At 62.8% G+C, this 23,762-nt stretch carries 11 protein-coding genes; 1 reads left to right on the top strand and 10 read right to left on the bottom strand.

The annotated features are described in order from the left end of the window. The first annotated feature begins 73 nt into the window (after positions 1–73). A complete protein-coding gene (locus GCN75_RS11075) occupies positions 74–1,342 on the top strand; it encodes a maltoporin (protein WP_152282574.1) in 1,269 nt (422 codons plus the stop codon). A 119-nt stretch (positions 1,343–1,461) separates the two neighbouring features. Here the strand turns inward: GCN75_RS11075 and GCN75_RS11070 are convergent, their stop codons facing one another. The 10 genes from GCN75_RS11070 to GCN75_RS11025 all read right to left on the bottom strand — a co-directional run bounded on the left by GCN75_RS11070 (position 1,462) and on the right by GCN75_RS11025 (position 23,750). Next, the gene (locus tag GCN75_RS11070) at positions 1,462–3,840 is read right to left on the bottom strand and encodes a chitinase C-terminal domain-containing protein (protein ID WP_152282573.1); all 2,379 of its coding nucleotides are present in this window, start codon (positions 3,838–3,840) and stop codon (positions 1,462–1,464) included. 113 nt (positions 3,841–3,953) lie between these two features. Next, complete coding sequence (locus tag GCN75_RS11065; RefSeq protein WP_226941292.1) at positions 3,954–5,411, bottom strand: glycoside hydrolase family 19 protein; 1,458 nt, start codon at positions 5,409–5,411, stop codon at positions 3,954–3,956. 289 nt (positions 5,412–5,700) lie between these two features. Continuing rightward, positions 5,701–6,543: a sulfotransferase family protein gene (locus tag GCN75_RS11060; protein WP_152282572.1), complete on the bottom strand. Its 843-nt coding sequence runs from the start codon at positions 6,541–6,543 to the stop codon at positions 5,701–5,703. 153 nt (positions 6,544–6,696) lie between these two features. Then, entirely contained in the window at positions 6,697–16,041 is a 9,345-nt protein-coding gene (locus tag GCN75_RS11055) for a YDG domain-containing protein (RefSeq protein WP_193317461.1), read from the bottom strand. Between the two features lie 144 nt (positions 16,042–16,185). Then, entirely contained in the window at positions 16,186–17,844 is a 1,659-nt protein-coding gene (locus GCN75_RS11050) for a ShlB/FhaC/HecB family hemolysin secretion/activation protein (protein ID WP_226941290.1), read from the bottom strand. Positions 17,845–18,505: 661 nt separating this feature from the next. After that, positions 18,506–19,123 (bottom strand): SorB family sulfite dehydrogenase c-type cytochrome subunit, encoded by a 618-nt coding sequence (gene sorB, locus GCN75_RS11045; RefSeq protein ID WP_152282569.1) that lies wholly within the window; start codon positions 19,121–19,123, stop codon positions 18,506–18,508. Between the two features lie 10 nt (positions 19,124–19,133). After that, the gene (gene sorA / locus GCN75_RS11040) at positions 19,134–20,354 is read right to left on the bottom strand and encodes a SorA family sulfite dehydrogenase catalytic subunit (RefSeq protein ID WP_152282568.1); all 1,221 of its coding nucleotides are present in this window, start codon (positions 20,352–20,354) and stop codon (positions 19,134–19,136) included. After that, a complete protein-coding gene (locus GCN75_RS11035) occupies positions 20,347–21,780 on the bottom strand; it encodes an amino acid permease (RefSeq protein ID WP_152282567.1) in 1,434 nt (477 codons plus the stop codon). Before GCN75_RS11035 ends, sorA begins: the two co-directional genes overlap by 8 nt. A gap of 280 nt (positions 21,781–22,060) precedes the next feature. Then, a complete protein-coding gene (locus tag GCN75_RS11030) occupies positions 22,061–22,855 on the bottom strand; it encodes an ABC transporter permease subunit (protein ID WP_058049276.1) in 795 nt (264 codons plus the stop codon). 79 nt (positions 22,856–22,934) lie between these two features. Then, on the bottom strand, positions 22,935–23,750 hold the full coding sequence (locus GCN75_RS11025; RefSeq protein WP_070219220.1) for a taurine ABC transporter ATP-binding protein: 816 nt from the start codon (positions 23,748–23,750) through the stop codon (positions 22,935–22,937). Positions 23,751–23,762 lie beyond the last annotated feature (12 nt).

The raw sequence follows: 23,762 nt of genomic DNA, 5'->3' as shown, positions 1-23,762 counted from the left end.
TCGGCATTAGACCGTGCGCGGTGGCCGTCCTGCGGGACGCCAGCGCTACCACCTACATTCCTCTGGAGACCGCATGAATCGCACTGCATTGAAAACCTTGCCTGTCCTGCTGCTGGCCATCGCCAGCGCTTCCGCCATGGCCGACCCCATGTACCCATCCGATGCCGAAGGCTTCCACGGCTACCTGCGCGCTGGCGCCGGCAGCAATACGTCGGGCGACGGCGGTTCGCAAGGCTGCTTCGGCCTGGGCGGCAATACCATGAAATACCGTCTGGGCAATGAGTGCGACGCCTACACGGAATTCGGCTACACCAAGTCCATCGCCAATTCCGGCGGCGTGAACTACCTGGCCACCATCTGGGTCAACGCTTACGCGCCAAACTCGGATTTCGGCGACAACAAGCTGGGCATCGTCAAGGCCTACGTCGAAGCGCAGGGACTCGATTTCCTGAACGGCGGCACGGCCTGGATCGGTAAACGTTTCTACTACCGTCCTGACATCCACATGCTGGACTTGCAATACATCAATATGAACGGCACGGGTGCCGGTCTGGACCGCATTCCTGCCGGCCCTGGTAAATTCTCGTATGCCTTCTTCAAGGACAACGACATCAACACCGTGTCGCCGACCGGCGTCGTCAGCACCAAGTCCGCCGTGCGCCAGAACTTCATCTACGGCGAGATTCCCGTCAATGAAAACGGCACCCTGGACCTGGCCGCCACCTACATCATCGGCGAAGGCAAGGACAACGACTTATACGGCAAGAAACACAACGGCTGGCAGCTGTCGGCCTTCCACCGTCAAGCCAAAGTCTTCGGCGGCGGCAATACCTTCGGCGTGCAGTACGGCGTCGGTCCCGGCACGGGCAAGGGCGCGCAGTTCGGCGCGTCGGGCGACACCAATTTCGGTTCGGACGTCAAGCGCACGCGCATCTTCAATGACATGGCGATCCAGCCCATGGCCAACTTCGGCATGGAATTCGTCGCCCTGTGGCAAAAAGACGAGTCGAACGCCAACGGTTCCTCGACCTGGACCTCGGTCGGCGTGCGCCCTGTGTACGCATTCACCAACAACTTCAAGCTGGTGGGCGAACTGGGCACGGACCGCGTGACGCAAGCGGGCGGCCTGCCGGCCAAGCGCCTGACCAAGCTGACCATCGCGCCGACGATCTCGGCCGGTCCTGGCCTGTGGTCGCGTCCTGAACTGCGCGCCTTTGTCACCTACGGCAAATGGAACGATGCGGCCACCGCCTCGGTCAACGCGTCGAACAACGGCGGCCCGATCTACAACAACAATACCAGCGGCACGTCCTACGGTTTCCAGGTGGAGACGTGGTTCTAAGCTGAACCCAGAAGCATGCCGGGGTCGGACCCTGAGTGTCCGACCCCGGTACTTGCATCAGGGTCAAAAAAAGGGCGGAACCGCGGTTCCGCCCTTTTTACTTTACGACATCAGCAACCTTACGGCAGCGCCACCGGCAATTCCGGATACTCCTGCGTCAGCGCATACTTGGTGCCGCCCACGGTGACCGTGTAGTTGGCCGGTCCCGAGATCGGCAAACGATAGTTCAAGGTCAGCGCCACGGAGCCGCCCGGCGCCAGCGATTGCCAGGCCGGAATCGCAAAGCGGGCCCGGTTGTAGTTCTTCGTGAAGCCGCCGATATTGTTCGGCCCCGTGTAGCCGGCATTGATCACCGTCAAACCGAAGCCCGACTGGTCGCTCATGTCCGATGGCGCGGAAACGGGATAGTCGAATTCCACCACGGTGCCGCCCGGCAAGGTGGTCGTCGTGTTGTTCTTCACCGTCATCACCGGGTTGATGGGGAAGTTGTTATCGCCCAGCTTCCAGCCACCAAGGGTGATGCTGACGTTGGCCGCCGTGCCCGGCATGGCGATTTCGGCGCGCTTGTTGCCATACACGCCAGCCGTGCGGAAGGCCTGGTACAGCACGTCCGTCAGGGTGGTGCCCATGAAATACTCGCCCTTGCCGCCATTGCGCGTGGCATCCCAGGCATAGTCGCCCGCCATTTCCCAGATCATCACGCCGCCAATGTTGTTGTTGACGATGTACTGGGCCTTGGCCGCGATCGATTGCGTGGTTTCCGTGGAAATGAACACTTTTTTGGTCGCATTCCACAGCCACGGCGCCACCATGGTGCTGCTGTAGTACGGCACATAGGTACCCACCAGCGCCTTGTCCGTGACTTTATACGCGTCCAGGTAGCTCGGCACGATACCGTTCTGCAAGTTCAGCGCATGCCAGATGGGGTTGCCGCCGCCGGGCGTCGGTTTGCCCTGCGAGTCCAGGTCGAACCACACGTTGTCGATGCCGGTGGCGCCCGTGCCGCACGTCTTGGTGCCGGCGCACGTGACCGTGGAGCTGATCAACGGCGTCGTACCCCACAGGCCGTTGGTGCCGCCCGTCACATCCTTCCAGCCCCGCGTATAGAACGGCACGCCGATATTGATGCGCCCCGCCTGCATGGCGCCACGGTAGTAGCGGTAGGCCCAGTCCGTGTTCAGGTAACCGATGTTCTGGAACTGGTAGGCATTACCGGCACGCAATTCACCGTCGTTGCCGTCGTCAAACAGCGCCGCGTTCGGTCCCACGTACTGGTTCCACGCGCCGTGCAAGTCATACGACATCAGGCTGGCGTAATCGAGATATTTCAATCCCGACATGTTTTCCTCGCCGCGCAAGACCCAGCCCGAGGCGGAACCGGCGATGGTCAGCAGGTAATACTTGTTGTCCTGCACGGCGGCTTCGTCGAGCTTCTGGCGCAGCACTTTCAGCAGCACGTTGTAGCTCGTCATCAGGCCCGCCAGGCGCGGTTTCGAGACGGCGAAGTCGTTCGGATTGCCCGCTTCATTGTTGGTGGTCGGATGTTCGTAATCGACATCGACGCCATCGAAGAAGTTGTATTGGCGCACGAACGCCACCATGGAATCGGCCAGGGTATTGATGCCGGCCGTGTTCACGCTGCCGTCCGCATTCGTCGTGGCCGTGTAGAAGCCGCCGCTGCCGGCCCAGCCGCCCACGGAAATCATCAGTTTCACGCCCGGATACTTCTTCTTGTATTGCGACAGCAGGTTGAAGTGGCCCTTGTACGGCAAGGACGGGTCCATGGCGGCGGCCGGCACGTTCGGCCACGTGAGGCCCGTGTCGGGATTGGCCGCGCCGCTGCCGATGGCGATCTTCGACGTGGCTGCATCGACGGTGGCGAACGCATAGTTCAGGTGGGTGATCTTGTCCCACGGCAGGTTATTCACCAGATACGTGGGACTGCCATCGACGCCCGTGCGCCAGCTGGCGAAATAGCCGACGATGCGCCGGTTCAAGCCATTGCCCAGCACTTCGCGGCCATTCGCGTCGTACACCTTGCAATAAGGCACATTCGGCACGGCCGAGATCAAGCCGTCGGGACGGCAAGCCGTGGGCGTCGGCGTCGGCGTTGGTGTCGGGGTCGGGGTCGGGGTCGGCGTTGGGGTCGGTGTCGGGGTCGGCGTTGGTGTTGGCGTCGGCGTCGGCGTCGGCGTTGGTGTCGGCGTTGGTGTCGGCGTTGGTGTCGGGGTCGGGGTCGGCGTATCCGTCACGGCCCAAGGTCCCCACTGGTCGTTGGCGCTGGGGACATTGCCCTGCGTCCACCACTTGGCCTTGTAGGTGACGCCCTGGTAAGTCACGCACTGGCCGCCCGTGTAGACGGTGGCGGCATCCCAGACGGCGCAAGCGTCGACGGTGGCGTGCAGGCTGTTCGGCGTGGCGGTGGTGCCATCCTGGCCCCCGCCGCAAGCGACGAGCACGCCGCTAAGCAGGGCCATCAATAATGCATTCGATTTCATGTGGTGTCTGTCTCCATTATGGTTTGTACAGCTAGTACATTGCGAGCTTGTTGCAGGCCCCTCGTGGGGCTCTTGTCAACTGTTATCCCTGGCTGGCATTTGCTGCTTTACTGCTACTGCAACTTCACATTCCAGTTGGCTTCCACGCATTTCACGTAGTTCCCCGCCTGCAAGGCGCTGTACGGGGTTTGATAGCTGACCAGCTGGCATTGGTTGTCGCCACCGGCGCTCCAGTTCTTTTCCCAATAGATGTTGTAGGAAGCGGAACTGGCCGGGGTGAAACGCTGCATATTGGCGCACGACAATTGTTCGCCGGAATAATTCCAGCCCATGTCCGTGGCAAATTGCTTGTAGTAATCGATGCGGTTTTGCGCGGCCTGCTTTTCCGTGCCCTGCCCGCATTCGGCATTGATGATCATGATGGTGGTGGCAAAGTTATTGCCCGCGCCGGCCGCCGTATCGGCCGCGTTCGGCACCCACGTGCCGTCGAGCACGTGCAGCATCGACGGCTTCGGCGGTTGCGGATAGACAAAGAAGAACGTGGCCGAGGCCAGGTTCAGCCAGGTCGAGGCCACCAGGTCCGGGTTTTTCAGCAGTACGGACTGGTCGCCGTCATGCATGGCTTGCGAGAAGGGGCCGTAGTTGTAGTTGTACGACAGCTGCTTGGCGCCGCGGCCAAAGTATTTCTTGAAGCTGCCGTCGGCATTCGTGCCGCAGGTCCAGACCTTGTTGAAGACGGGGTCGGCGCACTCGACGTTGTAGCCGCAGCCGGCGCCCGTTTCGTCGCAGCCCAGCTCGCGCAAATACTTCAAGCCCTGGCGCCATTGCGGCAGCGGGCTGCTCGCGTTGTGGTCGCCCGTTTCCTGCCCGAAGTGGGCAAACATGGTGGCCAGGCTGTGGCGGCAGATGGCGTCCGCATTGCGCCCGTCGCTGTAGTCGTCGCACACGGCGGGGAACTTGGCCACGGCCTGCAGGAAGCGCTGGTAGGTGTAGCTGGCGTCGCGCGCGGCAAAATAGTAATCCCACTTCGCCGCCGGCAGCAGGCGCTCGACGCGCTTGACGTTGAGGGGATTGCTGGCCAGGCCAGGCTGCACGGCCTCGACGGCCGCATTGCCCAGGGTGCGGATCGACGCCTTGACCTTGCGGAAGAAATCGTTGTTCGTCAGCGCCGCCTCGTTGGCCTCGGCCTGGGCCCTGGTGGGGACGCCTGGCGTCGGTGTCGGCGTTGGAGTGGGCGTCGGCGTCGGCGTCGGTGTTGGAGTGGGTGTCGGCGTTGGCGTCGGGGTGGGTGTGGTGGTATCGAGGCTCCACGGTCCCCACTGGTCGTTGTTCGGCGCCGTGCCCTGCACCCACCATTTGGCCCGGTACACCTTGCCGTCATAGACGGCGCACTGCCCTGCCGTGTAGACGGCGCTGGCGCTCCAGGCCGCGCAACTGTCGCTGGCGGCCGTGACGGCCAGCAGGGTCGATGGGGGTTCGGTGGTGGAATTGCCGCCGCAAGCGAGCAGCGCGCTGCCCAGCAGGCCAGCCATCAAAGGCGAGGCCAGCCGGCTAATTTGCCGTGTCTTCACAATGTCTCCTGAACGTTATACGAAAACTATCGAAGTAGCTTTTTATGTTGTACGTAAAGAAAGCACAGCGAAGCGTCGGCTTTCTGCACAGAGAATGCGACGCTAAAAATTGGTAGTCAAGTGGTTTTGCATAACGCTGTTATTTACAATACCAGTGACTTCAGGCGGTCTTGCCACGCCGTGACAGGCGAAGAATGGGGAGGGAAAAAAAGGAAGATTCCGCGAGCGCTACCGGCAATACCGCGCAAGCGATGGCGCGGCAAGTGGTATTAGCACTGCCGCGCCAGAATCAGGCCGGTTTCGGCGCCGATTGCACTATTTCCGGGTAATACAGCTCATAAAACCAGCCATACGCGCTTTCGATTTGCGCCTGGATGCGCGGTGGAATCGCATGCTGCTTGGGCGCACTGATGGTGGCTTGCTGGCGGTGCGTGTATTTCATGCGGTAGTGGCTGTCGCTTTCCTGGATGCCCACTGCCAGCGCCTGCGGGTCGATCTGGAATGGTGCCAGCCCCAGCCATGCGTACAGGTGCGACATGCATTCCACGGGCCGCGCCATCAAGTCTTCGAAGCGCACGAAATACAGTTTCTGCTGTACCTCGATGGGCAGGTCCAGCACGGCCTGCAGCGAACTCAAGGGGGCACCGATGGTGCGATCCTTGGCAAACAGCATGTCCGCCCGCCCAAGGCGGTCGAAGTCGGCCAGGTGATCGACGAAGTCGAGCAGGATGGTGCGCTGGTGCTGCGCCTCGATGGAGCCGTAAACTTGCCCCAGTTCGCGCACGCAGACGATGATTTTCGCTTCCGGCGCCAGTTGCAGCAGCATTTCCACACAGTGCAGCCAGGCGCGGTTCTTGTCGACCACGCCCTGCTTGTCGCAGTCCCGATACCAGCCGCGCAAGAAACCCTGCATGGCCGTCTTCAGGTGGCCGTAGCTGGTCTCGAATGTCGTATCGAGTTGCGACAGGAAGAAGGCATCGTCGCTGACCATGCGCCGCATGCCCAGCAAGGCATTGCACAGGGGGGAACTATTGCCTTCGCAATGCAGGTCGGGATGCTGCGCCAGCAGTTGGCACAGCAAGGTAGAGCCGGCGCGCGGCAGGCCGGCCACGCCGATGAAATTGGATGTCATGCGATGTACTTTCTGTTCAGCGCTGCGCTTCTGAAGGAAAACAGGATGGTGCAGCAATTATATGAGTGTTGCAACGGCGCGGCGGCATAAAAAAATGCCGCTTCGAAACACGAAGCGGCATTTCCCCGTCCCCGCTGGGAGACGCAGCGTGCCTTACTGGCTGTCCTGGCGCGGGCCGCCAGCAGCCTCGGCCGGCAAGCGCAGCCCGCTATCGACCACGCTCAGGCGCAGGCCCGGCAAGACATTGCCGACCACATTGCCCGCCAGCTGCACCACCGGTGCGCTGCCTGCGGCGCCCTGCTCTGCCTCGCGCGGCGCCTCCTGCGTAACGGAGGACTTGCCTGGCGCTGCCTCGCCACTGGCGATCATGTCGGCCTGCACCATATTGCCTTGCGACGGCGCCACGGCGACAGCCGCAATCACGCTCGCGACAGCGCTTTGCAACGCTTCCGTCGGCTTGACTTTCAACACGCCGTCAACATAGTTCAGCGCATAGTTGTTCGACGCCTGGCCCGATGCCGATACCAGATAGTTGCCTGCCGCGGAAGCCGTCGTCGCCGGCGTGCTGAACACCAGCTTGCCGCTCACTTCAGCGGCCAGCGTGTCGCCACCGAGCAAGCCGCTGTAGACGGCGCTGAAGTCGGGATTGGCGCGTCCCTGGTCTTTTTCAGCGTTGTCGACCTTCACCGTCAGCGCTGCCTGCGCAATCGTGGCCGTGCTGCTGGCGGTGCTGTTGACCACATAATTGCCCGCATCCGCGCCGCTCAGGCGTATGCCGGCCACCGTCACCGTCTTGCCCAAGCCCGCATTCTTGTCGCCGAAGCTGGCGCCATTGCTGGCAATGCTCAGCTGATCATTGCCGATGCGGTTGTCGCGCAGCGTGACCACGGCATTCGTGGTGGCGTCATACACCTTGTTGAGGGCACTGGCACTGACCGTCAGGGTGGCGGGCGTGATATCCGCCGTGGTACTGGCCAGGTTGCTGGCCAGTACATAGTTGCCCGCATCGGCGCCGCCCAGGCCCAGACCGCTGATGGTCACGGTCTTGCCCGCTGCGGCATTCTTGTCGCCGAATGTACCGACGACGGGGCCGCTGGCCAGGCTCAAGGCATCGCCGGCCACCATGCCATTGAAGCTGGCCCCCGCCAGGTTCAGGCTGGCCGCCGTGCTGCCGTCGTACACCTTGTTCGCTGCCACGATACCGGCAATGGCGCTGATCGATGCTGGCGTGATGCTGGCCGTCAAGCCCATCGGGTTGCTGACCGTGTAGTTGCTGGCCGAACCGGAGCCGTCGAACAAGGTGGTGCCGCTGACCGTCACGGCCTTCGCACTGCCCGCATTCTTGTCGCTGAACGCTGCCGTCTGGCCGCCGATGGCCAGGGTTTCGTCGCCCACCAGGCCGCTCAGGCTGCCGCCGATAAGTTGCGCCACCGCATTGCCGTCGTAGACCTTGTTGCCCGCCACCTGGCCCGTGACCGTCAGGGCTTTCGGCGTGATACTGGCCGTCAAGCCCGTCGGGTTGCTGACCGTGTAGTTGCTGGCCGAACCGGAGCCGTCGAACAAGGTGGTGCCGCTGACCGTCACGGCCTTCGCACTGCCCGCATTCTTGTCGCTGAAGGCCGCCGTCTGGCCGCCGATGGCCAGGGTTTCGCCGCCCACCAGGCCGGCCAGGCTGCCGCCGGTGAGTTGCGCCACCGCATTGCCGTCGTAGACCTTGTTGCCCGCCACCTGGCCCGTGACCGTCAGGGCTTTCGGCGTGATGCTGGCCGTCAAGCCCGTCGGATTGCTGACCGTGTAGTTGCTGGCCGAACCGGAGCCGTCGAGCAAGGTGGTGCCGCTGACCGTCACGGCCTTCGCACTGCCCGCATTCTTGTCGTTGAACGCTGCCGTCTGGCCGCCGATGGCCAGGGTTTCGTCGCCCACCAGGCCGCTCAGGCTGCCGCCGGTGAGTAGCGCCACCGCATTGCCGTCGTAGACCTTGTTGCCCGCCACCTGGCCCGTCACCGTCAGGGCTTTCGGCGTGATGCTGGCCGTCAAGCCCGTCGGGTTGCTGACCGTGTAGTTGCTGGCCGCCCCAGTACCATCGAGCAAGGTGGTGCCGCTGACCGTCACGGCCTTCGCACTGCCCGCATTCTTGTCGCTGAACGCTGCCGTCTGCCCGCCGATGGCCAGGGTTTCGTCGCCCACCAGGCCGCTCAGGCTGCCGCTGATGAGTTGCGCCACCGCATTGCCATCATAGACCTTGTTGCCCGCCACCTGGCCCACGACCGTCAGGGCTTTCGGCGTGATGCTGGCCGTCAAGCCCGTCGGGTTGCTGACCGTGTAATTGCTGGCCGAACCGGAACCGTCGAGCAAGGTGGTGCCGCTGACCGTCACGGCCTTCGCACTGCCCGCATTCTTGTCGCTGAACGCGGCCGTCTGCCCGCCGATGGCCAGGGTTTCGTCGCCCACCAGGCCGGCCAGGCTGCCGCCGATGAGTTGCGCCACCGCATTGCCGTCGTAGACCTTGTTGCCCGCCACCTGGCCCACGACCGTCAGGGCTTTCGGCGTGATGCTGGCCGTCAAGCCCGTCGGGTTGCTGACCGTGTAATTGCTGGCCGAACCGGAGCCGTCGAGCAAGGTGGTGCCGCTGACCGTCACGGCCTTCGCACTGCCCGCGTTCTTGTCGCTGAACGCGGCCGTCTGGCCGCCGATGCCCAGGGTTTCGTCGCCCACCAGGCCGCTCAGGCTGCCGCCGGTAAGTTGCGCCACCGCATTGCCGTCGTAGACCTTGTTGCCCGCCACCTGGCCCGTCACCGTCAGGGCTTTCGGCGTGATATCGGCCACGCTGCTGGACGTCGTGCTGGCCAGGGTGTAGTTGCCCGCGTCCGCGCCACCGAGGGTGATGCCGCTGACATTGACAGTCTTGCCATTGCCCGCATTCTTGTCGCCAAAGGCACCGCTGCCGGACAACGTCAGGCTATCGTTGCCGATCTTGCCATTGAAGGTGGCCACGCCCGTGAGCGTGGCATCCGCCAGGCCGTCGTAAGTCTTGTTATTGACGCCCACGTTCGTCACACTGCTGATGCTTGCCTTGCCGATGTTGGCGCTCACATTGCCTGGGCTGGTGAAGGTGTAATTGCTGGCCAGGCCAGTGCCATCCTGCAAGACAGTACCGCTGATCGTGACCAGCTTGCCCGTGCCCGCGTTCTTGTCGCTGAAGGTCCCGACGCCGCCGCTGAAGCCCAGCGTTTCACCCGCGACCATGCCGCTCAAGGTTCCGCCCGACAACACGGCCGCCGTCGTGCCATCGTAGACCTTATTGCCCGCCGTCACACCGGAGAGCGTGACTGCCTTGGGCCTGATACTGGCCGTGGCGCTGGCCGTGTTGTTGATGAAATTGTAATTTCCCAGGTCGCTGCCGGACAGGGCAATATTGGTGATATTGACGGTCTTGTTGCTTCCCACGTTCTTATCCGTGAACGCCCCGTTCGCACTGAACAATTGCACGTCGTCGCCCGCAATCTTGCCATTGATGACAGCCAGGCTGGGACTGAGGCTGACGTTGAGGTTGCCGTTATAGACCTTGTCCAAGGCAGTCAAACCGCTAATACCGGAAATCGTTGCCTTCGTGATATCGCCCGTCAGGCTGGCAGGCGCACTGAGCGTGTAGTTGCTGGCCAGGCCGGTGCCATCGTTCAAGGTCACGCCGCCAACCGTAATGGTCTTGCCCGTGCCCGCGTTCTTGTCGCTGTAACTTGCACCCTGGACGATAAAGGCCAGAGTTTCCGCGTTGACCAGGCCATTCAAGGTGCCGCCGGTCAGGCTCGCATTGGCCGTGCCATCGTAGACTTTATTGCCGCCACTCAAGCCCGTCAATGTCAACGCCTTGGCGCTGATATTCGCACTGCTGGCGGCCGTGTCGCTGGCCAGGTTGTAATTGCCCGCATCCGTGCCGCCCAGCACGATGCCGCTGACATTGACGACTTTGCCATTGCCCGCGTTCTTGTCGCTGAACGTGCCGACCGCGTTGGACACCGTCAGGTTGTCGCCGGCCACCATGCCGCTGAAAGCGGCGCCTGCAGTGTTCAGGCTGGCGGTCATGTTACCGTCGTACACCTTGTTGCCAGCCACCAGGCCACTCACGCTGGCGATGGTGGCCTTGCCGATATCGGCACTGCTGCTGGCCGTGGTGCCGGTCAGGTTGTAGTTGCCCGCATCCGTGCCGCCCAGCGCGATGCCGCTGATGCTGACCACCTTGCCATTGCCCGCATTCTTGTCGGCAAAACTACCGCTGGCGCCTGACACGCTCAAGCTGTCGCCGGCCACCATGCCCGCAAATGCGGCGCCCGCCGTATTCAGGCTGGCAGTGGCATTGCCGTCATACACTTTATTTTCAGCAACAATGCCGGTCACGCCATTGATGTTGGCCTTGCTGATATTCGCGCTGCTGCTGGCCGTGCTGCTGGTCAGGTTGTAGTTGCCGGCATCCGTGCCGCCCAAGGTGATGCCGCTGACATTGACCGTCTTGCCATTGCCCGCGTTCTTGTCGGCAAAGCTGCCGCTGGCGCCCGACACCGTCAAGCTGTCGCCGCCCACCATGCCCGTAAACGTGGCGCCTGCCGTATTCAGGCTGGCGGCGGCGCTGCCGTCATACACCTTGTTGCCGGCGACGATGCCGGCCACGCCGCTGATGGTGGCCTTGCTGATATCGGCTGTGCTGCTGGCCGTGGTGCCCGTCAGGTTGTAATTGCCCGCGTCAAGGCCGCCCAGAACAATACCGCTGATGCTGACGGCCTTGCCATTGCCCGCATTCTTGTCGGCAAAACTGCCGCTGGCGCCCGAGACCGTCAAGCTGTCGCCACCGAGCATGCCGGCAAACGTGGCGCCCGCCGTGTTCAGGCTGGCGGCGGCAGTGCCATCATACGTCTTGTTGCCAGCCACGATGCCGCCGACGCTGGCAATGGTGGCCTTGCTGATGTTGGCCGTCGTGCTGGTCGTGCTGCTGAGCAAATTATAGTTATCGGCGTCCGTGCCGCCCAAGCTCATGCCGCTGACATTGACCGTCTTGCCGTTGGCGGCATTCTTGTCGACGAAGCTGCCGCTGGCGCCCGACACCGTCAGGCTGTCGCCGCCCACCATGCCCGCAAACGTGGCCCCTGCCGTGTTCAGGCTGGCGGCGGCACTGCCGTCGTACACCTTGTTGCCGGCCACGATGCCCGCCACGCCCGTGATGTTGGCCTTGCTGATATCGGCTGCGCTGCTGGCCGTCGTGCCCGTCAAGTTGTAATTGCCCGCGTCAAGGCCGCCCAGAACAATACCGCTGATGCTGACGGCCTTGCCGTTGCCCGCATTCTTGTCGGCAAAGCTGCCGCTGGCGCCCGACACCGTCAAGCTGTCGCCGCCTACCATGCCCGCAAACGTGGCGCCTGCCGTGTTCAGGCTGGCGGCGGCGCTGCCGTCATACGTCTTGTTGCCGGCCACGATGCCGGTCACGCCGCTGATGGTGGCCTTGCCGATGTTGCCCGTCAAGCCAACGACAGGTACGAGCGCATAATTGCCGCCGGCGCTGCCGCCCAGGGTGGCATTGGTTGTCACGGCAATGTTACTGCCTGCATTCTTGCTCGCATACGTGCCGCTCACGGCCGAACTTACATTGGCCAGGTCGCCAGCCAGCACGCCATTCAGGGTACCGCTGATGGAGGCCGTGGTCGTGCCGTCGTAGACCTTGCCCGTCACGGCCGCGCCGCTCAGGGTTACGGACTTGGGCGTAATCACCAGGCCGCCATCAATATAGCTGATCGCATAGCCGGACTGGCCGCCCGACGAGTACAGGCCGCTGGCCGACACGCCATACGTTCCTGCGTTGACAGCGCCAGTGGCATTGCCCGCATACACGGGCGTGCCCAGCAGACTGGCGCCTGCCACCGTGTTCGAGTAGGTGACGCTATTGCTGCCGCCCCCATAGGCCACGCCGTCATACACCTTGCTGTCGTAGGAAACGCGCACGGCGATCTGCTTCATGAACGAGCGCAGGAAAGGCGCGCTCTGGCCATCGTAGACCACCCACATCTGCGCCAATTCCCAGCCCGCCCCCGTGTAGTTCGACAGGTTTTTCATCTGCGCCGTCGTCATGGCCGTGCCGCCCGCGCTGGTCCCCTGGCTGCTGCTCTGTGTGTCCCAGTAGCTGCCCGTGACGCTGCCCGCATTGGCGCCTGCCAGGCCGCCCACGCTGCTGACACCGCTCACGCTGCCGTTCGCGTAGCTGGTGGCGATGCTGCCGCCATTGCTGCCGACCAGGCCGCCGACGGTGCCGCCGCCGCTCACGGCGCCGCTGGCATAGCTGTTTACGACCGTGCCCGTATTGCTGCCCACCAGGCCACCTCCGGTGGAGGTGCTCGTCACGCCGCTGGTGGCAAAGCTGCCGCTGATCGTGCCCGCATTGCTGCCGGCCAAGGCGCCCACATTCGTGCCGCCCGCTACGCTGCCGCCGGACAAGCCGATATTCGCCACCACGCCCCCGCTGCCGATGGCGCCGAACAGGCCCACGTTGCTCGCGCCCGCCTTGGCGATGTTCAGGCTGGAAATGATATGGCCGGTGCCGTCCAGGCTGCCCGTGAAGGCCGAACCTGCCGTACCGACGGGAATAAAGCCCGTACCGCCCCACACATCGTTGCCGTTCGCCGCCGTGCTGGCTGCGCTGAAGCTGCTGCCCAGCGTGTAGCTGGCGGCCTTGTTCATTGCCATCAATTGCAGCTGGTGCGTGGAATTGATGGTGTTCGACCACTCCGACGCCAGCATGGGGCGCGTACCGGCGCTCGCGCCATTGATGGAACCATCGCCGCTGACGATCACCCAGTTGTTGCCCGCCGCACCGGCAGTGCTAGTGAAATTGAAACCTGCGAAATTACTGCCTTGCAACATCTGCGCACTGGTTAGGCCCAGCGCGTTCGAGGTGGCAGCGTTGCCAGTCACGCCGATGGCGGCGATCGCGCCATTCAAGCTCTTGTCGAAATAGGCATTCGTCACCGTGCCGCCGTTGTTGTCGCCGACGATCATGCCGACGCTGGCCCCCCCCGCCGTGAGCTTGCCAGAGTAATAGACGTTCGTCATTGTCGAAAGGTTGTAGCCGACGACACCGCCCACGGTGGAATTGGCAGTCACATTGCCGGTAGCGTAGCTGTTGCGTATCGGGCCATACGACAAGCCGACCAGGCCGCCGATGTTATTGCCAGTGCCTGTCACATTGCCGGTGGCATAGCTGTTATCGACCGTGCCGCCCGACTCTATCCTGCCCAGCAGGCCGCCCAAGCCGGATACACCCGTGACATTGCCCGTGGCATAGCTGTTCGTCACCACGCCGGTGGCGTCGTTAATGGCGGCCAGGCCGCCGCCATAGCTGCCGCCAGCACTGCCGACGCTGATGGCGCCCGTGGCGTAGCTGTCGCTGATCGTGCCGCGGTTGAAGACTGCCAGACCGCCGGCGAAATAATTGGCCGAGGTGGTGGCCACGGCGCTGGAACTGCCCTTGATCAAGCCGCCTGCCGCATTCACGCCCACCAGGCCGCCGGCGGCGCCATACGCGCCGGCAACGACGGTGCCGGCGGCGCGGCTGTTGCTGAGCGTGCCGGCATTGGTGCCCACCAGCGCGCCCATGTTGATATAGCCGGAACCATGCACGGCGCCGCTGCTGGCCACGTTCTCGATGGTGCCGTTGTTGCGCCCCGCCAGCGCGCCAATATCCGTGTAGCTGGCGCTGAACACGGCTTGCGAACCCGAAATATTGACATTGCTCAAGCTCAGGTTGCGCACGCTGCCGGCGGTACCGATGTTGCCGAACATCCCCACCGGCATCTCGGGGCGGTTGATGGTCAAGCCATACAGCTCATGCCCCAGGCCGTCAAACTTGCCCGTGAAGGGCGTCACGGCGCTGCCGATGGGCACAAATCCCTTGCCAATGTCCCAGCTGCCCGTGGCGCTGGCATCGATATTGCTGCCCAGTACATAGTTGCCGGACAAATTGCCCTGCATGCCCTGCACATCGTTGCCGCTCGTGCTGTTGAAAGCGCCCAGGCTGTTGATCACCTGATACACGGTCACGCTGCCGTTACTGCCCAGCTTGGTGCTGAAATTGTTACCCGATGGCAGGTCGACTTCCGCCTTGACGTTGTAGGTGGACAGATTGCCGGCGGCGACCCCGCTCTGGCCATATTCGAGCGCCAGGCTGGCCGTGCCCGCGCCGCGCATGGCCTTGTTGATATTGATATTGTTTTGCGCCGTCAGGGTCAGCTTGTTGGCCGTCCAGTTGATGTTGTCGTTGACGTTGATATTGCCCTGCGTGCCGCTGCCGCCCGAGACGCTCTGGATCTGCACATTGCCCGATTTCAAGGAGTTGCTCAGGAAAGTGCCCGTCATGTCGCCGCCGGAAACGGCGATATTGAAATCGGTCGGATCGATCAGCCAGGTGCCGGACAAGCCCTTGGCCGATGCCGTCGTCACCTTCAGACCATCGTCGATCTTCACGTGCGCGGCCGAGGTGTCGATGAAGCCGCCATTGCCGCCCTCCGGCGCGCTGGCGTCCAGGGTGCCCGCCGCGTTCACCGTGCCGCTTTGCATGTCGCCCAGCAGCTTGATCGTGCCGCCGCGCGTGTCGATGCTGTGTGCCTCGATCACGCCCGTGTTGTTGACGACGGTTTTCAGCAAGTCGCCCGCCGCCTGCGCCGTCAGGACCACGCTGCCGCCATCGGCCTGGATCAAGCCGCCGTTATTGACCAGCGCGCCCACGGCGCCCCGGTCCACCGCCACGTTCAGCAAGCCATCGCCCGCCACGTCCAGGGTGATGGCGCGGCCCGCCGCCAGGGCTACCGAGCCCAGGCGGGCCTGGATCGTGCCCTCATTCGACACATTAGCGCCCAGCAAGGCCACATAGCCGCCCGGCGCGCTGATGCTGCCCTGGTTCAAGACTTTACCCGTGCCATTGCCGGCAAACTGGTACTTGCCCGCCATGAAGTCGGCGTTGCTGATATCGAGGGTCGAGGCCACCAGGCCCGCCGTGTTCACGGACGCGCCGTGGCCGAACAGCACGCCGTTCGGGTTGACGATGAACACCTTGCCATTGGCCGACAAGTTGCCCAGGATGGTCGTGCCGTCATTGCCCAGCACGCGGTTCAGGGCCACCGCATTGCTGTTGGGCTGCTGGAACTGCACCGATTCGCCCTTGCCGATATTAAAACTGGCCCAGTTGATGACGGCGTTCTGGCTGCCCTGTTGGATCACGGTATTGCCCGGCGTACCATTGATGGAAGCCTGGCCCGCCACCACCGTGCCGCCCGCCGGCCCCGCCAGGGCCAGGGAACCATACCCGAGCATCAGCGCCGCCGCCATGCTGGTCAGGGCGAAATGCGCGCCGCCCCCGCTGCTGCCCGGCATCGAGCGCTTGCCGGCGGATTTGACGTTTTCGGAAACGGCGGCGTAAGCGCCGGTGGCCTGGTTCCAGATGGAGCGGTAGATGCGGTTCATGGCAGTGTCCTGATAATCTTGATTTAATTTATTTTCAACATCTAAAAAACCGTAGCGAGCGGATGTGAGTTGCGGCTGAGAAGCGCAGCTGTGCGCACGCACAGTGAGCATCGCAAGCTGCAAATCGCGACGCGCAGTAGGTTTTTAAAAGTACTTGACGGCTTGCAGCCAGAAGCGGCCTGCCGCATCCGGTGCCGAGGTCGCCTTGGCATTGCCCAGCTTGTGCGCGTAATACGCCTTCAGCACGAGCGCGTTGGCGCCCGTCCACGTCGCGCCCACACCAGCCCCGCTCAGGGTGCGGCGGTTCTCGCCGGCGCTCCAGGCATCGCGGTTCAGCTTGACGCTGCCCGTGTCGGCAAACGCCAGCACCTGCAACTGGCCGGGAAAGGCCGTGAACGCCGTCACGTTCTGGCGCAGTTCCAGGTTCAACACATAACCCTGGTCGCCATACGCCTCGCCGCCCGGATAGGCGCGCACGCCGCCCACGCCGCCGATGCCCATCTTTTCCGATACGTCGAGGTTTTTCGACGCGGCCTGGCCACTGAGGGTGCCGAACAGGCTCGTCTCGCCGCCCAGGCTTTGCACGCGCGCGCCATTGAAGGCGAGCTTGTTGAAGTGGCCGTTGCTCTTCACCGTCAACTGGTCGATCAGCAACGCTACCGGCGTCTCGATATCGATCTTGCCCGTGGTGTACGTGACGGAATACGTGCTCGCGCCGCCACCGCCCCAGCCATCCTTGCTGTCGCCATTCAGATTCAGCATCCACACCTTGGCCTTCTTGTCGTTGACGCTGCCCGTCGATTCCGTGCGGTCCTGGAAAGTCTTGTCGTCATAGCTGACCTGCGCATACAGGTTGTTGCTGCGCGAGCGGACCAGCGGATAACTGCCGTACGCGCTGGCGATCTTCGCCGTTCCCTTGGCGTCGAGCACGGCAAATTCCTTGCCCAGCTTGTAGTCCATATACGTGTAGGCGCCGCCCAGGCGCAGCAAGCCTGCCTGCCCCTGGTAGGCCAGGCGGCCATAGTTCAAGCCGTCGGCCGAGGTGAATGCGCGCACGGTGGCCACGTCGCCGATGCCGGCCAGTTCATTGATGTTCAGGGTAGCGCCAACGCGGTTGCGGCCCGTGTAGCGGTTGCCCTGGTTGTCCAGGTCGATGCTGCCGTTGAACCGCGATCCCGGCTGCACGTCGACGATCAGGTCGGACGCGCCCAAGGACGCCCCCGGCGCCAGGGTCGAGCTCACCTGCACACCCGGCAAGTCCGACAGCAGCAGCAAGCGGCGCTCGAGCGGCGCCGTGGCAATCGCCTGCCCGTCCAGGCCCGCCAGCACGGTGCCGGCCAGGCCGTTGGACAGATTGCTCTGGTTGCGCAGTTGTACCTGGCCATACTGGCCAGGCAAGACGTTGATCGTGACGACGCCATCCTGGATATCTTGCGCGGGCAGATAGGCTTGCGCGAGGAAATAGCCGCGGTTCTGGTAATAGCTGGCAATTTTGGACGCCATGGCGCGCAGCTCGCCCAGGGTCAGTTCGCTGCCTGCGGTAAATCCCGTGGCGGCCACCAGTTCGCTCTCGGTGAAGACTGGCGGCGCCGTGATCTGCAGGCGCTGCACGGTGATGCGCGTGGTGTCGCCCACCGTGGTGGCGGGCACGTTGCCCTGCTGGACACGGATGGCGGGCGGCGCTTTCGGCAACGGCGGTGCGGCGGGAATCTGCTGCAACTGGCTGCCGGCGCCAGGAGGATCGACGGCCCAGGCGGTCTGGATCATCAACAACAGGGTCAGCGGAAGTAATTTGGTGTTCAAGGTCATCCTTTCAGGCGGCGCGCCCGCGCCAGGCTCGCCGCTTCCGGCTGCACTGACGGGGAATACAAGAGCTGAATGGAAAATACTTTTTTAATATCAATGTTAAATACAATGACAATGAAAGAATAAAGTTCCCATCAGCAACATTGATCCATTTTAGCGCGCCATTGAAGGGGAAAATACCTGTCCGGGGGTCTCTTTCACCGTATTGGTGCAGCCCGTATGCATACAGCGCCAACATCCGCGAAGTGGCCTAAAAATGCTGTGTTTCAAAGAAAAACTCGTTGTCTTTGTGCAACAACGTTGACCGTCTGCCACTACCAAGATGCTATTCCACGCAGGCCAAACCATGGAAAAAGGGAGGGTGGATTATTATTATCGCAATATAAAACATTGTTATTTTTACGACATGAAGATATGCCTCCAGCTCAGTACTTTTGTACTGCACGCTGGCATGTCACATTCTTGCAAAAATGAGATATTAAAAATATACGGCGAGTTTAAAACCCATCACTTGACAATGCCACTGCGGGCACGCGATGGTCAGCGCTGCGAAGAAAATGGGAGGCCCAGCCGGCACGTCAGCGCGGAGCTGGCATGCCGGGTGGCTGCGAAGAAGGCGGGGAAATGAAAGATGGTGCCGGGCTGATCCGGCCAGGCGCTACCTGGACAGCACGTATTTCGCCAGGGTCGCCGCATCGGCTTCGCTGAGCTGGCTGAACGGCGGCATGGGCACGGGGCCCCACTTGCCGGCGCCGCCATTGCGGATATTCGCCGCCACGGCAGCAACACCATCCTTGCCCTTGTACCTGGCTGCCACCTCGGTAAAACCGGGGCCGACCACTTTCTGGTCGAGGGCATGGCACGCCATGCAGCCATTCGCCGCCAGCAAGGTCTTGACATCCTTGCCGCTGGCAGCCGCAGCCGGAGCTGCTGCGGCGGTTTTGGCCACGGCAGGCGCTGCGGCGCCCCGCTCGTCGCCATAGGTTTTCACCAGGTAATCGACCATGGCCGGCATGTCTTCATCGGCAAACTGCGCGCCGAACGGCTTTTTCATCTTCTTCACGGTCGCTTCCCAGTAGGCGCGCGGCGAGGCAGGCGGCTGGCTCGATGCATACTGGGCCGCGTGGCATGTCATGCAGTTGCGCTGCACCAACTGGTAGCCAGGCAAGTCGCTGGGTTTATACGCCGCCGTTTCCGGCGGCAAGTGGATTTCCAGCGCGCCCGCGCTGCCCGCCAGCATCAGGGCCACGGCGGCGGCGAGTGTTCTTATCGGCATTTGATTCTCCTCACACTGCCTGGATGCGCGTGGTTTCCACCACGTTGCGCATATAACCCATGGGATTCCACAGGGCTTTCATGGGCTGGCTCTGGCCGATGCGGTTGACGGCGCGCACCATCAGCACATGCTTGCCCTTGCGCGGCGCCTTCATGACCATGGTCCACTCGCGGAACGAAAAGCGCCCCAGGTCCTTGCCCAGCCTTGCTTCCTGCCAGCTCTGGCCCCCGTCCAGCGACACGGTCACCTCGCTGATGCCGTGGCCGCTGTCGAAGGCGATGCCGCGCAAGGCCAGGTCGCGCCCCGCCTTGATCTGCGCGCCATCTTGCACGCTGGTAATGAAGGAGCGCACGTTGAGGCGGCTGATGGGCGTCGTCTTGCCCACGGGCGCGCCCGGCTCGATGAAGCCGGAGCCGTTGTCGGGAATGCGGTAGCCCGTGCTCATCCAGAAACCGTCGAAGGGCTTGTCCAGCACCGTGATGTCGCTCAGGTGCTTGACCCAGTAAGTGCCGTAATAGCCGGGCACGATCAGGCGCAGCGGATAGCCGTTGAGAAAGGGAATGTCCTCGCCATTCATGGCCCAGGCCAGCATCACGTCGCCGGCCATGATGTGCTCGACCGACAAGGCTTTTTGAAAGTCGGGACCGTCGCCCACGGGCGGCGTTTCCAGGCCATTGAAAGCCACCTGCACGGCGCCAGGCTGTATTCCCGCCTTTTCCAGCACGGTTTTCAGGGGGATGCCCGTCCAGCGGGCATTGCCCATGGCGCCATTGCCCAGCTGCCCGCCATTCGCGCGCGGGGCAAAGAAGCCGCGGCTGTTGCCCGAGCATTGCGTCACGGCCACCACGTCGACGGGCTCGGCCAGCTGTTTCAGTTCCGCCAGCGACAAGTCCAGCGGCGTCTTGACCAGGCCGGCGATGCGCAAGCGGTAGCTGCCGCCGTCTATGCTGGTGGGCAAGCCGCTCCAGTGGTAGCGCACGAAAAACGCGTCGTTGGGCGTGATCGCCCCTTCATTGAAGACGCCGAACGGCGTTTCCAGCTGGGGCGGACGGCTGGTCAGCAGGATCAGCGGGCGCTTTTGCGGGAAGGCCACCAGTTCGCGTTCGCCATTTTCAAACGGCAAAGTGACGGAAGCGGCCAGGCCCGGCCCCGCCGCTGCGGCGGCGCCCAGGGCGGCCGTCGTGCGCAGGAAACGGCGCCGGCCTGCGGGCAACAAGGTCGTGTCAGACATGTTTGAGCTCCACTTTGGTGTCGGCCGCTTCCCCGCCGTTGCGGTCGTCGTTGACCAGCTTCTTGATGTAGTACATGACGCTCATGATGACCACGCTCAACAGGCCGAACCAGAACGACACGCGCTGCTCCGTATCGGACGACACGCTCATGGCGCCCAGAATCACCAGCATGGCGATGATGGTGAAATACGTCAGATAGGGGAACAGCCACATGCGCACCTTGATGCGTTCCGGGCATTCGCGTTCCAGGCGGCGGCGCAGGCGCAATTGAGATATCGCAATGAGCAGGTAGACAAACAGGATCAGGATGCCGTAGGAATTGACGATGAACGGGAACACGAGGTCGGCCGACACATACGAGACGGCAATGGCGAAGTAGGCAAACAAGGTGCTGAACAGGATGGCGCGGATGGGCACGCCATTCTTGCTCAGTTTCACCAGGCCCGTGGGCGCGTCGCCGCGGCGCGTCAGCGCAAAGATCATGCGCGACGAGGCGTACAGGCTGGAATTCAAGGCTGACAGCACGGCCGTCAGGATGATGGCGTTCATGATGTGGGCCGCGTACGGAATGTTCATGACGGTCAGGGCGCTGACGAACGGCGTGGCGATGGCCGGCGAATCCCAGGGCACGATGCAGACGACGACAAACATGGAACCCACATAGAACATCAGCACGCGCGTGATGACGGAATTGGTGGCGCGGGCGATGGCCTTGGCCGGGTCCGACGTTTCGGCGGCGGCAATGGTGACGATCTCGGCGCCCGAATAAAAGGCCGTGGCGGCGACGGCGCCACTGAGCACGGGACCCCAGCCGTGGGGCATGAAGCCGCCATTGCTGGTCAAAAAGCCCAGGGTTGGGATGCTGTTAGGCAAGCTGCCCGTGATGAACAGGGCACCGACGAACAGGAAGACGATGATGGCGACCACCTTGATCGAGGCGAACCAGAACTCGAATTCGCCAAACGCTTTCACCGAGAACAAGTTGAGCACCGTCATCGACACGAGCAACACGAGGCTGATCGACCACGATGGCACGTCGGGCAGCCAGAAGTTGACCAGCTTGGCGCCGGCGATGGCTTCCAGGGCCACGACGACGACCCAGAAATACCAGTACATCCAGCCGCTCATGAAGCCGAGGAATTTCGACACTTTCGGCTTGTCGTCGAAGGCCAGGCGCGCATATTCGTAGAAGGAGCCGACCACGGGCAGGGACGAGGCCAGCTCGCCCAGCATGCGCATGATCAGGACGACGAGGCCGCCCGTGAGCAGGAAGGAAAGGATGGCGGCCGGGCCGGCGGCCTTGGCGATGACGCCGCTGCCGACAAAGAGGCCGGCGCCGATCACGCCGCCGATGGCGATCATGCTCATGTGGCGTTGCTTGAGCGAGTGCTGCAAGCCGGTACTGTTATGCGATTCGCTAATCATGTTTTGTCTCCTGAAAATCTCTGAAGCCCGGTGCGCCCTGCCTGCTGCGGCTTGTTCTTGCCGCGCGGCTTTGTTTTATTTAGGCAACACCGTCAAGCAGCATCGATACATCGTGTGAATCAGTCTGGTTGGCCGCATTCCATAAGTCAATCTGGAAATGCAGCGGCCCGGCGCGGCAGCCAAGGGGCAAGCGCGCTGGAGGGTAAGTACGGGTATGGCGGGTTAAAAAAATGGGAGCGGCGGCAACACTTGTGGCGTGCGCGCCACTCCCAGGAACGTCTTACACCTTGCCCTTCCATGGCACGAGGGTACGTTCGAGGTAACGCATCATCAAATCAAACAGGAAAGCAAAGAAGCCGATCACGATAATGCCCATGATCACCACATCGCTGGCCAGGAACTCGGAGGCGCTCAGCACCATGTAACCGAGGCCGCGCGTGGCTGCCACCATTTCGCCCGCCACCAGGGTGGTCCAGCCCACGCCGATGCCGATGCGCATGCCAGTGAGGATTTCCGGTATCGCCGCGCGCAAAATCACGTGCACGATCACCTGGAAACGGGTAGCGCCCATCGAGTAGGCCGCGTGGATTTGCTCCAGTGAAACAGAGCTGACGCCGGCGCGGGCCGCAATCGCCATCGGTGCAAAGATGGCCAGGAAGATCAGGTAGACCTTCGAAAACTCGCCGATGCCGAACCAGATGATAACCAGTGGCAAGTAAGCAAGGGGCGGCAGCGGACGGTAGAACTCGATCAAGGGATCGAAGATGCCCCGCGCCACGCGGTTGACGCCCATCATCACGCCGACGGGAATGGCGAACAGGCAGGCCAGGCCGAAGGCGCCGAACACGCGCACCAGGCTGGCTACCGTGTGTTCCCACAGGGTGGCGCCGCCGAAACCGGTGGTGGCCGCCATGATGAATTTCTCGTACACGGCTTGCGGCGACGGCAGGAACAGCGGCTTGACCATGCCGCTGGCCGTTACGCCAAACCACAGCAGGAGCACGGCGATGACGGTGACGGTGGCGATGCGGCTGGAATTGCCCTGCCCCGGCGCGCCGAACGCTTCGCCCGGCATGGCGCAGCGGGGGGCGAACAGGCGCGAGAAAAAGCCGGCGCGCTTGGCAGTGGTGGGAGGAAATCCCACGACGGATGGGCTATGCATGGGACACCTCCAGCTCTTTATTGACGGCGCGCTCGTCGCCATAAATGATGTTGAGCACCGTTTCGCGCATCTTGATGAAGTCCGGGCTCGATTTCACGGCGCGCGCATCGCGGCACTCGAGGAAGCGCTTGTTGAAATCGAGTTCATACGTGTGCGTGATGCGGCCCGGACGGGGTGACATGACGATCAGCCGGTTCGCCAGGAACAGCGCCTCGTCGACGCTGTGGGTAATGAAGAAGAACATGGTGCTGGATTTGGCCCAGATATCGAGCAGCAATTCCTGGATGGTTTCGCGCGTCAGCGCATCGAGCGCCGCCATCGGTTCATCCATCAGCAGCATGGCGGGATTGCTGGTCAGGGCGCGGGCGATGCCGACGCGCTGCTGCATGCCGCCCGACAATTGATAAATCATATTGTCGTGAAAGTCCTTCAAACCCACGAGCGCCAGGTTCTTGGCCGCCTGTTCGCGCCGCACGGCTTTCGGCACGCCTTGCAGCTTCAGGCCGAATTCCACGTTTTCCATCACGTTCAGCCAGGGCAGCAAGGCATGTTTCTGGAACACGACGCCACGGTCGGCGCCCGGCCCTTCCACCTTGTTGTCGCCGAGCATGATCTCGCCCTTGGACGGGGCGATAAAGCCTGCCATCAGGCTCAGCAAGGTGGTCTTGCCGCAGCCCGAGGCGCCCAGCGCGACGACGAAGTCGCCGCTGTTAATGGTCAGATTGATATTGTTTAAGGCATGTACGCGTTCACCGGCCGTCTTGCCCGGATAAATCACGCTGACATCCTTGACGTAGAGATTTTCCATCGTGTGCCCCGC

It is taken from the genome of Janthinobacterium violaceinigrum (genome assembly GCF_009208555.1).
GTDB lineage: Bacteria > Pseudomonadota > Gammaproteobacteria > Burkholderiales > Burkholderiaceae_D > Janthinobacterium > Janthinobacterium violaceinigrum.
This window is presented reverse-complemented; position numbering and strand designations above follow the sequence as displayed.